Source organism: Dietzia sp. Die43 (assembly GCF_024519835.1).
GTDB classification, from domain to species: Bacteria; Actinomycetota; Actinomycetes; order Mycobacteriales; family Mycobacteriaceae; genus Dietzia; species Dietzia kunjamensis.
Genome location: NZ_JALJRF010000001.1, coordinates 59823 through 74801, shown reverse-complemented (window position 1 = coordinate 74801; position 14979 = coordinate 59823). Strand labels below are relative to the sequence as shown.

General features: G+C 71.0%; 13 protein-coding genes. 11 read left to right on the top strand and 2 right to left on the bottom strand.

The annotated features are described in order from the left end of the window. The first annotated feature begins 50 nt into the window (after positions 1–50). From NR111_RS00355 to NR111_RS00320, 8 genes are all read left to right on the top strand, one after another. Positions 51–581, top strand: a complete 531-nt coding sequence (locus NR111_RS00355; RefSeq protein ID WP_082923806.1) for a DUF6676 family protein — start codon at positions 51–53, stop codon at positions 579–581. Between the two features lie 284 nt (positions 582–865). Beyond that, complete coding sequence (locus NR111_RS00350; protein ID WP_256819322.1) at positions 866–2413, top strand: NlpC/P60 family protein; 1548 nt, start codon at positions 866–868, stop codon at positions 2411–2413. A 137-nt stretch (positions 2414–2550) separates the two neighbouring features. After that, positions 2551–3564, top strand: a complete 1014-nt coding sequence (locus NR111_RS00345; RefSeq protein WP_067714538.1) for a MoxR family ATPase — start codon at positions 2551–2553, stop codon at positions 3562–3564. Further along, positions 3561–4544: a DUF58 domain-containing protein gene (locus NR111_RS00340; RefSeq protein ID WP_256819321.1), complete on the top strand. Its 984-nt coding sequence runs from the start codon at positions 3561–3563 to the stop codon at positions 4542–4544. Before NR111_RS00345 ends, NR111_RS00340 begins: the two co-directional genes overlap by 4 nt. Next, entirely contained in the window at positions 4541–5521 is a 981-nt protein-coding gene (locus NR111_RS00335; RefSeq protein WP_067714366.1) for a VWA domain-containing protein, read from the top strand. Before NR111_RS00340 ends, NR111_RS00335 begins: the two co-directional genes overlap by 4 nt. Before the next feature lie 66 nt (positions 5522–5587). After that, positions 5588–6319 (top strand): 3-oxoacyl-ACP reductase FabG1, encoded by a 732-nt coding sequence (gene fabG1, locus NR111_RS00330; RefSeq protein WP_256819316.1) that lies wholly within the window; start codon positions 5588–5590, stop codon positions 6317–6319. Position 6320: 1 nt separating this feature from the next. Next, on the top strand, positions 6321–7163 hold the full coding sequence (inhA, locus tag NR111_RS00325; RefSeq protein WP_159148915.1) for an NADH-dependent enoyl-ACP reductase InhA: 843 nt from the start codon (positions 6321–6323) through the stop codon (positions 7161–7163). A 1-nt stretch (position 7164) separates the two neighbouring features. Continuing rightward, entirely contained in the window at positions 7165–8292 is a 1128-nt protein-coding gene (locus NR111_RS00320) for a ferrochelatase (RefSeq protein ID WP_235027905.1), read from the top strand. A gap of 35 nt (positions 8293–8327) precedes the next feature. On the opposite strand, the gene NR111_RS00315 is transcribed toward NR111_RS00320, so the two are convergent. Continuing rightward, entirely contained in the window at positions 8328–9140 is an 813-nt protein-coding gene (locus NR111_RS00315) for a hypothetical protein (protein WP_256819313.1), read from the bottom strand. 67 nt (positions 9141–9207) lie between these two features. On the opposite strand from NR111_RS00315, the gene NR111_RS00310 reads away from it, so the two are divergent. Beyond that, positions 9208–10029, top strand: coding sequence for a DUF3097 domain-containing protein (locus NR111_RS00310; RefSeq protein WP_256819312.1), 822 nt, complete (start codon positions 9208–9210; stop codon positions 10027–10029). Here the strand turns inward: NR111_RS00310 and NR111_RS00305 are convergent. Then, on the bottom strand, positions 10013–10648 hold the full coding sequence (locus NR111_RS00305) for a TVP38/TMEM64 family protein (RefSeq protein WP_256819311.1): 636 nt from the start codon (positions 10646–10648) through the stop codon (positions 10013–10015). The two genes, NR111_RS00310 and NR111_RS00305, sit on opposite strands and share 17 nt — an antisense overlap. 138 nt (positions 10649–10786) lie before the next feature. On the opposite strand from NR111_RS00305, the gene NR111_RS00300 reads away from it, so the two are divergent. Together NR111_RS00300 and scpA are read left to right on the top strand one after the other, a co-directional pair. Next, complete coding sequence (locus NR111_RS00300) at positions 10787–12625, top strand: methylmalonyl-CoA mutase family protein (RefSeq protein ID WP_256819575.1); 1839 nt, start codon at positions 10787–10789, stop codon at positions 12623–12625. Between the two features lies 1 nt (position 12626). Next, a complete protein-coding gene (gene scpA, locus NR111_RS00295; RefSeq protein WP_256819310.1) occupies positions 12627–14933 on the top strand; it encodes a methylmalonyl-CoA mutase in 2307 nt (768 codons plus the stop codon). Positions 14934–14979 lie beyond the last annotated feature (46 nt).

Genomic DNA, 14979 nt, shown 5'->3' with positions numbered 1-14979 from the left:
GCGGCGCGTGGGTTCGTGGGCGACGACGGAGAGATGGCACCATGTCGCACGTGGACACTCCCTCCGATCCCGTGACGGTGCTCGCGTATGCGGCCGAGCCGATCATGTCGTTACGGGAGGACGAGGTCCCGCCCTGGCTGGACTACCAGGCCGTGGTCGCCGACCTCGCCGACGACGGGGTCTCCGCACCTGCACCGTTCGTCGAGGGCCTCCGGACCGTGGTGGACGAGGCCGGTGATCGAGGTCTGGACCTGAAAGTGGTCTACACCGAGGCGCCGGCGACCGTCTACACGGACGCCCGTGACCTCGCGGCGTTCCTGGGCGAGGAGTACGACGGCACGATCCTCGTGCGCACCCCGGTGTTCATCGGCAGCTCCAGCGACTCGATCCCGCGCCACCAACTCGAGGCCGGACAGGACGACGCCTGGGAGGAGTTCGACCCGGTGGCCTCCGCCGCGGTCTTCGCTCACAAGGTCACCGCCCCCGCTCCGCCATGGGGCGCCCTGACCGCGGCCGCGATCGTGGTCACCGTGCTCGCGCTCGTCGCCTTCGCGATCGTCCTGCGACGTCGCTCACGCTGAGAAGACGCCGAAACGTCGCTTTTCCGACAGCGGTGTCCAATTCGCGACACGCCGCCCGTCCTGCTGTTATGCAAGTTACAGCAGTGTATTTTGCCGACCGATGTTTCACATGTGTTCCCTGTGACCTACGGTGCTAAAGGAACACTAGGTTCTACCGAGTCGTGTTGAGGCTCCAGTGGCGCAGGGGAAGGCATCACCGGCCGCCGACACCGCCTCGGTCTCGCGTCCCGCCGTGCGGGTCGCGCGGTCAGCCGCACCCCGGTGCGGTCAGCGGAAGGTGAAACGTGGAGCCTGACCATTCGTCGAACCGTGCCCGAGGGGCGCGCACACGCAGGTATCCCGGAAGGGCACCCGGGCGGGCGGCATTGGCCGCGGTGCTGGTCCTGGGAACAGCCGCCGGTGCGGTGCAGGCGCCGGTGGCCGGAGCCCAGCAGGTCACCGCGGTCGCGCCCGGCGACATCTCCGGCCTTATCCGTGCCGTCGCCGATGCCAGCGCCCGACTGGACCAGACCCGCGAGGAGATCGCGGTCAGCCGGGAGAGCGTCAACAAGAGCCTGGTCGACCTCCAGATGGCCCGGATCGAACTCGACCGGGCCATCGCAGAGGCAGACCGTACCTCCGCCGAACGCGAGCAGGCGGAGTCCGGCGTCGAGTCCGCGCGCGGCACCCTCGACGATTATTCACGGCTGTTGCACCGGCAGGGAACCGCACCGGGCGCGGCGTCGGCGATCCTCGATCCCGGCGGGCCGGCGGATGCCGGGCTGCGCCAGGAGTATCTCCAGCGAGCCGCGGCCGACCAGCGCACCGTGGTGGGGGAGATGGTGGCGGCCGCCGATGAGGCCGCCCGGCGCGAGTCCGAGGCAGTGGCCGCCCGCGACTCCGCCGAGCAGCGTTACTCGGACGCCGCCGAGCGTCGGGCCTCCGCCGAGGCGGAGGTCTCCAGGGTCGCGGGCGACGTCACCGCTCTGGAGGACCGGGTCGTCGCGCTGACCCGTGAACTGGACGAGCACCGCGCCGCCCTCGCGGAGTCGGGTGCCACCCCGGCGGGGCCACGGGTCGACGCCGCGGACGCGGTCGACGCAGAGGCGATGCGCGCGGAGGCCCTCAGTGTCCTCGCGGGCCAGCCGGAGGCCGGGGAGCAGGCGGCCGACATCGCCTCCGCGCTCCCGTCGCATCTCGACCTGGGCGCGGTCCGGCAGTTCGCCGGGGGCTCCTCGGACGAGGCGACCCGAGCCATCGGGGGGACCATCGACGCCGGCAGCGTGGGCGCGGCCGTCGACGCCGGCATCAACGGTGACACCGAGGCGATCGTGCAGCAGGTCGCCGACGCGATCAGTCGGGCCGACTTCGGCTCGATCGCCCAGGGGCCGGCGGCGCCCGGGCCGGGCGCCGGCCAGGGCGGGAATGCCGGGACCCCCTCGAACAGTGCTCGCGTGGAGACCGTCGTCAACCGCGCCCTCTCCCAGCTCGGGATGCCGTACGCGTGGGGAGGCGGCGATGCCAACGGGCCCACCCGTGGCATCCGCGACGGCGGGGTCGCCGACTGGCACGGTGACTACAACAAGATCGGCTTCGACTGTTCGGGGTTGATGATCTACGCGTTCGCCGGGATCGGCAAGGCGCTCCCGCACTACACCGGCTACCAGTACACCGCCGGGCCGCAGTTCCCGGTGGCCACGCGACAGCGGGGCGACATGCTGTTCTGGCCCGGCCACGTGGCCCTGTACCTCGGCGACGGCCGCATGGTCGAGGCACCCCAGTCCGGTGACGTCGTGAAGATCTCGCGGGTGCGGATGGCCGGGATCTCGCCGATGGTGGTCCGGTTGGTCTGACCGCGGCACCGGTACTGTCGTCCCCAACCCGTTCGGACGGCCCCGGCAGGGCGCCCGGAACACCCGACCACGCGAAGGAGCCCTCCGCGGTGAGCGATCCCCATCCCGAACAGTCGAGCCGTCCCGGCGAGCCCCCCGTGAGTGCGTCGACGGCCGCGGAGGACGCACGTCTCCTGGAGCGAGCGGTCTACGAGGTCAAGAAGGTCGTGGTGGGCCAGGACCGACTGATCGAGATGATCCTCGTCGGCCTCCTCTCGCGGGGTCACATCCTGCTCGAGGGCGTCCCGGGCGTGGCCAAGACCCTCACCGTGGAGACCTTCGCCACCGTGGTGGGAGGGAGTTTCCGGCGGCTCCAGTTCACCCCGGACCTCGTCCCCGCAGACATCGTCGGCACCCGCATCTACCGGCAGGGCCGCGAGGAGTTCGATGTCGAGCTCGGCCCCATCCTGGCGAACTTCGTGCTCGCGGACGAGATCAACCGTGCACCCGCCAAGGTCCAGTCCGCGCTGCTCGAGGTCATGGCCGAGGGGCACGTCTCGATCGGCGGGCAGACCTTCCCCATGCCCAGCCCGTTCCTCGTCATGGCCACGCAGAACCCCATCGAGAGCGAGGGTGTCTACCAGCTGCCGGAGGCACAACGGGACCGCTTCCTGTTCAAGCTCGTCATGGATTACCCCACCCCGGAGGAGGAACGCGAGATCGTCTACCGGATGGGCTCGACCCCGCCGGAACCCACGCGGGTCCTCGGCGTCGACGCCCTCATCCGGTTGCAGAAGGCCGTCCGCGAGGTGTTCGTCCATCACGCGTTGGTCGACTACGTCGTCCGCGTCACGGTGGCCACCCGCGAACCCGCACGGCACGGGCTGGAGGACGTCGCGCGGTGGCTCTCCTACGGCGCCTCTCCCCGTGCGACGCTCGGGGCCGTCACCGCAGCCCGTGCGCTCGCCCTGGTGCGGGGACGCGACTACGTGGTGCCGCAGGACGTGATCGACGTCCTGCCGGCCGTCCTCCGGCACCGTCTCGTGCTGACCTATGACGCGCTGGCCGACGAGGTCACCGCCGACACCGTGGTGCGACGCGTGCTCGAAGCCGTACCGCTCCCACAGATCAGCGCGGTTCCCGCCCAGGCCGGCCCGCCGCCGTCACGGTGACCGCCGCGGACGAGGGCAGACGCGACGACCCCGTCGACGCGTCGTCCCGTGCGGCCCTGGCCCAGCTGGAACTGCTCGTCACGCGCCGTCTCGACGGGGTACTCAACGGCGACCACCGCGGACTGCTGCCCGGGCCGGGCACCGAGCCCGGGGAGGCGCGGGCCTACGAACCCGGGGACGACGTCCGAACGATGGACTGGTCCGTCACCGCCAGGACCACCGTCCCGCACATCCGTCAGACCATCGCCGACCGCGAGCTCGAGACGTGGCTGGTCGTCGACCTCTCGCCGAGTCTCGACGTAGAGGGCCGGCACGGAGCCAAGCGGCGACTGGTCGAGGCCGCCGTCGCCACCGTCGGCTTCCTCTCGGCGGGCGGTGGTAGCCGGGTCGGCATGGTCCTCACCGGGGACGGACGCCCACGCGTCCTGCGGGCGACCGGCGGACGGGACCACGTCCGACGCCTACTGGAAGAGGTGGCGCGGTCGACACCACGCGTCACGCCGGGGGGCTCGCTCGACGACTGCCTCCACGCCGTCCGGAACGCCGCTCGCCGGCACGGCCTGGTGGTGGTGATCTCCGACTTCCTGTCCGAGGTGGACTGGGAACGGTCGCTGCGCGTCCTGGGCACCCGCCACGAGTTCCTCGCCGTCCACGTGGCGGACCCACTCGACATCGCACTCCCGGCCGTGGGCGCCGCCCTGCTGCAGGATCCCGCCACCGGGGAGGTCCTCGAACTCGACGTCGATGACGCGCTCGCCGCCGACTACCGCCGAACCGCCGGTGAGCAACGCGACCGCGTCCACTCCGCGCTCCGGCGGTGCGGCGCACCCGTCCTCGCCCTGCGGACCGACCGTGACTGGATCCGTGACGTCATCGACTTCGTCGGTGTGCGCCGCCAGGGCGGCCTGCCGACCGGCGACAATCTCGTCCGCGACCTCCCCGACGACCGGCCCGGCACGCAGGAGGTGGCGACGCGATGAGCCTGTCCGAGTTCCAGCATCCGCTCTGGCTGATCCTGCTGGTCGTTCCACTGGCGCTCGCCGTGGGATACGTCATCGCGCTGCGGTCCAAGAAGCGCCGGACCGTGCGGTTCGGCAACTTCGGGGTCCTCCGGACCGTCGATCGCCGAGGACGCCGCTGGTTCACGCACGTCCCGGCCGTGCTCCTGGTGCTGTCACTGCTCACCCTCGTGGTGGCCCTCGCCGGCCCACAGCGAGAACAGAAGGTTCCACGTAACCGGGCGACCGTCATGCTCGTCGTCGACGTGTCCCTGTCCATGGAGGCCACCGACGTCTCCCCGTCGCGACTCGAGGCCGCACAGCAGGCCGCCACGACCTTCGCGAACAACCTCACCCAGGGCGTCAACCTGGGCCTGGTCTCCTACGCGGGCACCGCCTCGATGCTCGTCGCCCCCACCACGGACCGGGGACCGGTGGTCCGCGCGGTCGAGCGACTCAGGCTCGACGAGCGCACCGCCACAGGGGAGGCCATCTACACCGCCACCCAGGCGATCACCACGTTCACCGAAAGCCTGGGCGGACCTGACCAGGCACCCCCGGCGAGGATCGTCCTGCTCTCCGACGGCAAGGAGACCGTCCCCGCCGACCCCACCGAGGAGCGGGGCGCGTTCACCGCCGCCGAACGGGCCTCGGAAGCCGGCATCCCCGTCTCCACCATCTCGTTCGGCACCCTGTACGGCACCGTCGACATCCAGGGCAGACCGCAGCCCGTGCCCGTCGACGACGCGTCCCTGCGACAGATCGCCGACATCTCCGGGGGCGACTTCTTCACCGCCTCCAGTCTCGAGGAGCTCGACTCCGTGTACCGCACCCTCGAGGAACAGATCGGCTACGAGTGGAAGAAGGCCGACGCCTCCCGCCCCTGGCTCGTCATCGGCACCCTGCTGGCCATGCTCGCGGCGGCCGGGTCACTGACCGCGCACCGGCGGATCCCGTGACACCGACCGGGACACGAGTGCGGACCAGCGCCGGACCGCCCGCCCCGGCTCGCTAGGGTGGGGGACATGGTTTCCGAGAGCACGCCCGGCACCACCCCCCGAACGGTCCTCGTGACCGGAGGTAACCGCGGGATCGGGCGGGCGGTGGCCGAGCGGCTCCATGCCGACGGCCACCGCGTCGCCGTCACCCACCGCGGGTCCGGGGCCCCCGAAGGGCTCTTCGGAGTGCAGTGCGATGTGACCGACCCCGACTCGGTCGACGCCGCCTTCACCGCCGTCGAGGCCGAGTACGGCCCGGTGGAGGTGGTGGTCTCCAACGCGGGGACCACCGATGACACCCTGCTCATGCGGATGAAGGACGAGCAGTTCACCAGCGTGGTGGACGCCAACCTCTCGGGCGCGTTCCGGGTAGCCAAGCGTGCCTCCCGCGGGATGTTGCGGGCCCGGTTCGGTCGCCTGATCTTCATCGGTTCGGTGGTCGGGCAGTCGGGCACCGCGGGGCAGGTGAACTACGCCTCGTCGAAGGCCGGGCTGGTCGGCATGGCGCGCTCGCTCACCCGCGAACTCGGGTCCCGCAGCATCACCGCGAACGTCGTGGCGCCGGGCTTCATCGACACCGACATGACCGCCGGGCTCGACGACAGGACGCAGGAGCAGGCGATCGCCGCCATCCCGCTCGGACGCAAGGGGTCGGCCGGAGACGTGGCCGGGATCGTGAGTTTTCTCGCCGGTGACGACGCCGGCTACATCTCCGGGGCCGTGATCCCGGTCGACGGCGGAATGGGAATGGGGCACTGACATGAGCCAGACCGACACGGGCGAGAAGGTGGAGACCGGCTCCGGGCTGCTCTCCGGTAAGACGATCCTCGTCACGGGCGTCATCACCGACGCCTCCATCGCGTTCCACATCGCCAAGCACTGCCAACTGCACGGTGCGCAGGTCATCCTCACCGCCTTCGGCCGCCCGTCGTTGGTCAAAGCCATCGCCAAACGCCTGCCCGAGCGTCCGCCTGTGATCGAGTTGGACGTTCAGAGTGAGGACGATCTGGCCGCGCTGGCCGACCGGGTGCGGGAGCACGCCGACTCGCTGGACGGCGTCGTGCACTCGATCGGGTTCGCGCCGCCCAGCTGTCTCGGGGATCCCTTCCTCGACGCGCCCTGGAAGGACGTGGCCGTGGCACTCGAGGTCTCCGCCTACTCCTACGCCTCGCTGGCCAAGGCGGTGCGACCCCTGCTGAACCACGGTGCGTCGATCATCGGCCTGGACTTCGATCCCCGGTTCTCCATGCCGTTCTACAACTGGATGTCGGTCGCCAAGAACGCACTCGAGGCGGTCAATCGCTATGTCGCCCGCGACCTGGGTCCAGAGGGGATCCGCTCGAACCTCATCGCCGCCGGGCCCGTCAAGACGCTCGCGGCGAAGTCGATCGCGGGGGAGGCACTCGGACCCGGTGGCGAGCTGGACCAGATGCAGGACGAGTGGGACCGGCGGGCCCCGTTGGGATGGGACGTCGACGACCCCACCGCGGTGGCCACGACGGCCGTCGCCCTGCTCTCGGACCTTATGACCGCCACGACCGGCACGGTGATCTACGCGGACGGCGGCGCGGGGACGGTCTCGTTCAGCGGACAGGAGAAGTGACATGACAGGAGCGACGGACGACACCGTGGGGCAGGACGACACCATGGGGCAGGTCGACGCCCTGCTCGTGCTCTCATTCGGCGGGCCGGAGGGGCAGGAGGACGTGATCCCGTTCCTGGAGAACGTCACCCGGGGCCGGGGGATCCCGCAGGAGCGCCTCGAGGAGGTGGCCACCCACTACCGCCACCTGGGCGGCCGCAGCCCGATCAACGACCTCAACCGCGAGATCATCGCGAATGTCGAGGCCGAACTGGCCCGCCGCGGCCGCGACCTGCCCGTCTATTTCGGCAACCGCAACTGGACCCCGTACCTCGAGGACACCCTCATGCGGATGAGAGACGATGGCGTCCGCACCGCGGCGGTGTTCGTCACCTCGGCATGGGGTGGATACTCCGGGTGCGGGCAGTACCACGAGGACATCGAGCGGGCACGGGGCGCGGTCGAGAACGCTCCCACGCTCGTGCGCCTGGGACAGTTCCACGACCACCCGAAGTTCGTCGATCGCTTCGCCGCCGACCTGTCACGTGCCCTCGAGGACGCCCGGCAACTCGCCCGCGACGCCGACTCCGACGGTGCCGGGGTCGGAACGGGGGGAGAACCCCGGCTGGTGTTCACCGCACACTCCGTCCCGACCACTGCCGACGCCGCGGCCGGCCCCAAGAGACTCGGCGGTCACCTCTACAGCCGTCAGGTCAACGATGCCGCGCGTCTCGTCGCCGCGGCGGCCGGGGTGGACGAGTACGACGTCGTGTGGCAGTCCCGGTCGGGGCCACCGAGCGTGCCGTGGCTCGAACCGGACGTCGTGGACCACGTCCGAGACCTCGCGACGCATCAGGGGATACGTGACGTCGTGGTGTGCCCGGTCGGCTTCATCTCCGACCACGTCGAGGTGATCTGGGACCTCGACACCGAACTCGTCGAGGACACCGACGACCTCGGGGTGCGCATCACCCGGTGCGCGACCCCGGGCCCGTCTCACGAGTTCACCGAGATGATCCTGCAGATGCTCGACGAGGTCGAGACGGGGGAGCGGATCGAGCGGCTCGGTGACGTGCCGTCCCTGGGCTGTACCCGGAACGGCGCCCGGTGCGCGGTCGACTGTTGCCCGGCCCCCTCGCGGAGAGCGTGACCTGACGCGCCGACGGTCCCGGTCCCCGGGCTTGGTCAGAAGGTTCTCAGCGCCGCCTCGCCGGCCGCGGCCACCGTGGACCGACGGGCGGCGTCCTTCACCGCGACGAGACGCCGGAGGACCGGCTCGCGCGCGGCGGGGTCCACCCCGACCTCCGGCTGCGCCAGCGCGACGGAGGTGATCGCCTCCACCCGGTCGATCCTGTCCACCAGTTCGAGGACGCGGGACGGGAGCCCGGCCGGCAGGCGGGTGACGTGGGAGCGGATGTCGATCCGGGCCACGTCGTTGGTGCGCACGGCCGTGCGTTCGATGAGGTCGGCGGCCTCCACGACGGCTCCACCCAGGTCGGCGAGCGCCTCCGAGGGGCCGGCCGGTTGGGGTGCGACGGGGCAGTCATGGACCCCGCGCGCCCGCCACCGCAGCACATCCGGATGCGGCTCGACGCAAGTCAGGCACACGGCGTCCCGTGAGTCGGGGTCGCGGACGAGGATTCCCCATCCGGCGTCGGCCACGTCCGAGCGGACCGCCGGAACCGGCGGGAGGCTCGAGGAGTCCCCGGGCGCCGTCGTCAGCAGGGACAGCGCCTCCGGCGCGGGGTACGAACGCCCCGCGCGCCGCAGCGTCGTGACGAGCCCGGGCAGAAGTCCTGCCGGGCCGGCGGCGGGGGAGACCTCGGCCAGCATCGGGACCGGCGCTCCGACGATCTCCAGCAGGTGCGACTCCGCCAGACCGGAGACGTATGAGGTCAACTCGTCGAACGGTTGATCCGCCCACGCGGTGCGCAGGAGGTACAGCGGCAGCGGCCACGCCGGGGACAGCGCGGTACTGCGGGTGAGGGGTCGGGACATGACGATCGATCCTACCGGCGGTGTGCCGCCGGCACCCCCGGCGCGGCGACGGCTACCGTGTCTGGCCATGGCAGACATGTACGGCTCCGACATCCTGTCCGGCACGGCGCGACGCCGCCGCCCGGAGGTCCCCGTCGTCGACGCCGAACGGGACCTGGTGGTGGAGGACGCCGAATCCGGGTTCTGCGGCGCCGTGGTGGGTTTCGACCGGTCCTACGACGGCGAGTTCGTCAAACTCGAGGATCGGCGCGGTCGGGTGCGCCTCTTCGCGATGACCCCCTCGGCGTTCCTCATCGACGGCTCCCCGGTCACCCTGCGGAAGCCGGCGCCGGCAGCGCGGCGGGGGCCCGCGGTCACCGCGTCGGGGTCGCGGAAGGTCGAGGGTCTGCGGGCCCGCACGGCCCGCACGGGGCGCATCTGGGTCGAGGGCATCCACGACGCCGCGCTCGTGGAGAAGATCTGGGGCCACGATCTGCGGGTCGAGGGCGTGGTGGTCGAACCGCTGCACGGGATCGACGACCTGCATGCACTGGTCACCGAGTTCGGCCCCACCCGTCAGGCGAGACTCGGCGTGTTGGTGGACCACCTCGTCGAGGGCAGCAAGGAGTCGCGGATCGTCGCCGGACTGGGGCAGGACGTCCTCGTGACCGGCCACCCGTACGTGGACATCTGGCAGGCGGTCAAACCTTCCGCCGTGGGGATCCGCGAATGGCCGGTGGTCCCCCGCGGCGAGGACTGGAAGACGGGGATCTGCCGGCGGCTGGGCTGGGGTGAACCCGCCGACGGGTTCCGCCACGTGCTGGCCTCCGTGAGCACCTACCGGGACATCGAACCCGCGTTGCTCGGAGCGGTGGAGAGGTTGGTCGACTTCGTCACCGAACCGACCTGACCGGCAGCTTGGCGTCGAGGACCATTCCCACCAGTCCGACCAGGGCAAACCCAGCGGTGGCCCACAGGGCGGCCGTGCCGTCACCCTCGGTCAGTGAATGCCCCAGGAGGACCGCGGCAACGGTCCCGGGCGCACTGCCGATGAGGGTGGCCAGCAGGAACTGCGGGTAGGAGATCGAGGTCAGCGCGGCGGCGTAGTTGACCACCGAGAACGGCACCGCGGGTACCAGCCGCAGACTGCCCACCGAGAGCCACCCGCGCCGACGCAGTCGTGCGTCGATCGAAGCCACCCGCGGATCCGCACGCAGTGCGGCTGTCCGGTCGTGACCGAGGCGACGCACTCCGGCGAACGCCAGTGTCGCCGCGATGCCCGTGGCCACGAGAGACCACGGGATGGCCACGGCCGGGGTGAACAGGACCGCGGCGGAGTAGGTGAAGGTCGACCGGGGGATGGGCGAGACCGTGACGAGCGCGTAGGCGGCGAAGAAGGCCACGGGGAACCACGGACCCAGTCGCGTGGCCCATTCACGGAACTGCTCCAACCCCGGGGTCGGCACGAGGGTCGCGACCAGGACCACCAGCGCGACGGCCGCCACCCACGCCAACACCCGGTTCCGCACCGGGACGACTGTAGTCGCCGTGGTTCGGGCGTCTTCCCCCGCAGGTCCCCCTCGCCGCGAGGGCGTGTTCCGGCTCCGGTGGGGCTGGACTAGAGTCCGGGGGTGACCCCCTTCACTCCACACGAGAACGAGGTACCGGTGACCAGTTCGACCACAGGTCCAGACCTTCACTCCTGGTACGCCTCCGTGGGAGCCGTCCTCGCGAAGGCCGCCCGCAAGGATCCCGCCGACATGCCCGAGGACGCCTGGCGCGCACTGGTCGCCACCACACGCGACGGCATCGAGGTCAACCCGCTGTACACGCGGGAGGACGAGATCGCCGAGCGCCCCGCTCCCGGGAAGTTCCCGTACGTCCGCGGCGGGGACCGGTCGGGGCTGCCCGAGAGCGGCTGGCACGTCAGCTCGCACATCGAGGTCACGGGGGAGGCCTCGGAGGTCAACACCGAGATCCTGGACCTGTTGAACCAGGGTGTCTCTGCACTGTGGCTGACCGCCGAGCCCGCCGAGCTGGCAGCGGTCCTCAAGGACGTCTACCTGGATCTGGCCCCGGTCACCTTCGATTCCGGTGCCGGCCTGGCCGAGGTCACCGAGTCGTTCCTCGCCCTGCTCGACGAGCGCCGCGAGGCGGGTGACGGGGTCGTCGACCGCGCCGCCGTCATCGCCGACCTGGGCGCCGCGCCCGTGACCGCCGCCTACGCGGGGACCGATTCGATCGAACTCGACGCCGCGGTACAGCTGGCCACGCGGGTCGCCGAGCGCGAGGAGACCATCCGGACCTTCGTCGCCGACGGCACGGTGTTCCACGCCGACGGTGCCGGAGACGCCCAGGAGTTGGCCTACGCCGTGGCCGCCGGACTGGAGTACGTGCGGGCGTTGATGACGGCGGGGTTGTCCGCCGCCGCCGCGCTGCGCCAGGTCTCGTTCCGGCTCGCCGCCACCGACGACCAGTTCGCCTCGATCGCCAAGTTCCGCGCGGGACGGCTCATGTGGGCCCGCGTCGCCGAACTCCTCGGCGCTCCCGAGGCCGGTGGCGCTCCGCAGCACGCGGTGACCTCCATGGCGATGATGTCGCGGCGGGACCCGTGGGTGAACATGCTCCGGACCACCCTCGCCGCGTTCGGTGCCGGGGTCGGCGGCGCCACCTCGGTGACGGTCCTCCCGTTCGATGCCTCGGTGCCGGGGGGCCTCGAGAGCACCTCCCGCGCCTTCGCCGCGCGTATCGCCCGCAACACCCAGCTCCTACTGCTCGAGGAGTCGCACCTCGGCCACGTCGTGGACCCGGCCGGTGGCTCCTGGTACGTCGAGTCGCTCACCGACGCGCTCGCCGACGCCGCGTGGTCGGCGTTGCAGACGATCGAGGCCGAGGGCGGCCTGACCGCCGCGATCTCCTCGGGCACCGTCGCCGACGCCATCGCCCGCGTACGGGAGGCCCGCGACGCTGACATCGCCCACCGCACGGCCCCGATCACCGGTGTGTCCGAATTCCCCAATCTCGACGAGCAGCCCCTCGACGCCTCCCGCCGTGGCGGCGACGACTACCGCTACGGCCGCGCGTTCGAGGACCTGCGGGACCGGTCCGACGCGCACCTGGACGCCACCGGTTCCCGCCCGACCGTCCTGATCGCGGGTCTCGGCCCCCAGGCCGAGACGACTCCCCGCGTGACGTTCGTGGCCAACCTGCTCGCCGCCGGCGGCATCGTGGCACGCAATCCGGTCGTCACCGAGGCCGGGCAGTATGCCGGGGCCCACGAGGGCGAGCGGATCGCCGTGCTCTGCGGCGCGGACAAGCGCTACGCGACCGAGGGCTCCGACGCCGTCCGCGCCCTCCGGGACGCCGGGGTGTCGACGGTGTACCTCGCCGGCGCCGAGAAGGGCTTCCCCGCCGACGCCACCGACCGCCCGGACGGGTACCTGGCCCTCGGCATCGATGCCGTCGCCGCCCTGACCACCCTCCTCGACCAGCTGGGAGTGCAGTGACATGACGACCTTCCCCGATTTCAGCACCACCCCGTTGCGGGAGACCACCGAGGGGGCGCCCCTGCCGGACGGCGTCGAGACCACGGCCGACCACGAGGCGGGTCCCGGCGTCGACGCGGACCCGACGTGGGAGACGCCGGAGGGTATCGACGTCAAGCGCGTCTACACCAAGGCCGACCGTGACGCCGTGGAGGCGGGCACCGCCCCGACCGACGACGGCGAGGAGGTCACCCCCTTCCCGTTGGACACGGTGCCGGGTGCGGCACCCTTCCTCCGCGGGCCCTACCCGTCGATGTACGTCAACCAGCCGTGGACCATCCGCCAGTACGCGGGGTTCTCCACGGCCGCCGAGTCCAACGCCTTCTACCGGCGCAACCTCGCAGCCGGCCAGAAGGGCCTGTCGGTCGCGTTCGACCTGGCCACGCACCGCGGGTACGACTCCGATCATCCGCGGGTCGCCGGCGACGTCGGCATGGCCGGGGTGGCGATCGACTCCATCCTGGACATGCGCGAGTTGTTCGACGGCATCGACCTGTCGTCGGTGTCGGTGTCGATGACGATGAACGGCGCCGTCCTGCCGATCCTCGCGTTCTACGTGGTGGCGGCCGAGGAGCAGGGGGTGACGCCGGACCAGCTCGCGGGGACCATCCAGAACGACATCCTCAAGGAGTTCATGGTCCGCAACACCTACATCTATCCGCCCAAGCCCTCCATGCGGATCATCTCGGACATCTTCGCCTACACGTCGAAGATGATGCCGCGCTTCAACTCGATCTCCATCTCCGGTTACCACATCCAGGAGGCCGGTGCGACGGCCGATCTCGAGCTGGCGTACACGCTGGCCGACGGCGTGGAGTACCTCCGCGCCGGTCTGGACGCCGGGTTGGACATCGACAAGTTCGCGCCCCGCCTGTCGTTCTTCTGGGCCATCGGCATGAACTTCTCCATGGAGATCGCCAAGCTGCGCGCGGGGCGTCTGCTGTGGAGCGAGCTGGTCGAGAAGTTCGGGCCGAAGAACGCCAAGTCCAAGTCGCTGCGGACCCACTCGCAGACGTCGGGGTGGTCCCTGACCGCGCAGGACGTCTTCAACAACGTCGCGCGGACCTGCATCGAGGCCATGGCGTCCACCCAGGGTCACACGCAGTCGCTGCACACCAACGCCCTCGACGAGGCGCTGGCTCTGCCCACCGACTTCTCCGCGCGGATCGCCCGGAACACACAGCTGCTCCTGCAGCAGGAGTCCGGGACCACGCGACCGATCGACCCGTGGGCCGGCTCGTACTACATCGAGTGGCTCACCGCCCAGCTCGCCGACAAGGCCCGTCTGCACCTCCTCGAGATCGAGGAGGCCGGCGGCATGGCCCAGGCGATCGGGGAGGGCATCCCCAAGCTCCGCATCGAGGAGGCCGCCGCCCGGACCCAGGCGCGCATCGACTCCGGTCGTCAGCCCGTGATCGGCGTGAACAAGTACGTTGTGACCGAGGACCAGGAGATCGACGTCCTCAAGGTCGACAACTCCCGGGTCCGCACCGAGCAGCTGGCGAAACTGGACAAGCTGCGGGCGGAACGGGACGAGGACGCCTGCCAGGCAGCCCTCACCCGCCTGACCGAGGCCGCCTCCGGCGGGGCGAGGAGCGATATGGACAACAACCTCCTCGCCCTCGCGATCGACGCGGCCCGCGCGTACGCCAGCATCGGGGAGATCTCCGACGCGCTGGAGAAGGTCTACGGTCGTCACAAAGCGGAGATCAAGACCCTGTCCGGTGTATACCGGCAGGAGGTCACCAAGGAGGGCGCCGTGGACAACGTCACCCGGGCCATGCGGATGGCCGATGCGTTCGCCGAGCAGGAGGGACGCCGTCCCCGCATCCTGCTGGCCAAGATGGGCCAGGACGGCCACGACCGCGGCCAGAAGGTCGTGGGTACGGCGTTCGCCGACCTCGGGTTCGACGTCGACATGGGCCCGTTGTTCCAGACGCCGGAGGAGGTGGCCCAACAGGCCGCCGACGCCGACGTGCACGTCGTGGGCGTGTCCTCCCTGGCCGCGGGTCACCTGACCCTGGTACCCGCACTGCGTTCGGCGCTCGCCGGGGTGGGTCGCGAGGACATCATGGTCACGGTCGGTGGCGTCATCCCGCCGGGTGATTTCCAGGAGCTCTACGATGCCGGGGCCGCCGCGATCTACCCGCCGGGCACCGTGATCGCCGAGGCCGCGATCGGGCTGCTCGACGCCCTCGCCGGCGAGCTCGGCTACGACCTCTCGTCGGCCGCCCCGGGTGAGGGGGCCGGCTCGGAGGTGACGTCCTGACCCGCCTCGGCTCCGGACCCGACCCGGCCGGTTCGGGCAATCTGTC

Excerpts from the sequence above, each read along its gene's own strand:
- inhA (WP_159148915.1), top strand. The coding sequence starts at position 6,321 with ATGAGCCAGACCGACACGGGCGAGAAGGTGGAGACCGGCTCCGGGCTG.
- fabG1 (WP_256819316.1), top strand. The coding sequence starts at position 5,588 with ATGGTTTCCGAGAGCACGCCCGGCACCACCCCCCGAACGGTCCTCGTG.
- NR111_RS00320 (WP_235027905.1), top strand. The coding sequence starts at position 7,165 with ATGACAGGAGCGACGGACGACACCGTGGGGCAGGACGACACCATGGGG.
- NR111_RS00315 (WP_256819313.1), bottom strand. The coding sequence starts at position 9,140 with ATGTCCCGACCCCTCACCCGCAGTACCGCGCTGTCCCCGGCGTGGCCG.
- scpA (WP_256819310.1), top strand. The coding sequence starts at position 12,627 with ATGACGACCTTCCCCGATTTCAGCACCACCCCGTTGCGGGAGACCACC.
- NR111_RS00310 (WP_256819312.1), top strand. The coding sequence starts at position 9,208 with ATGGCAGACATGTACGGCTCCGACATCCTGTCCGGCACGGCGCGACGC.
- NR111_RS00335 (WP_067714366.1), top strand. The coding sequence starts at position 4,541 with ATGAGCCTGTCCGAGTTCCAGCATCCGCTCTGGCTGATCCTGCTGGTC.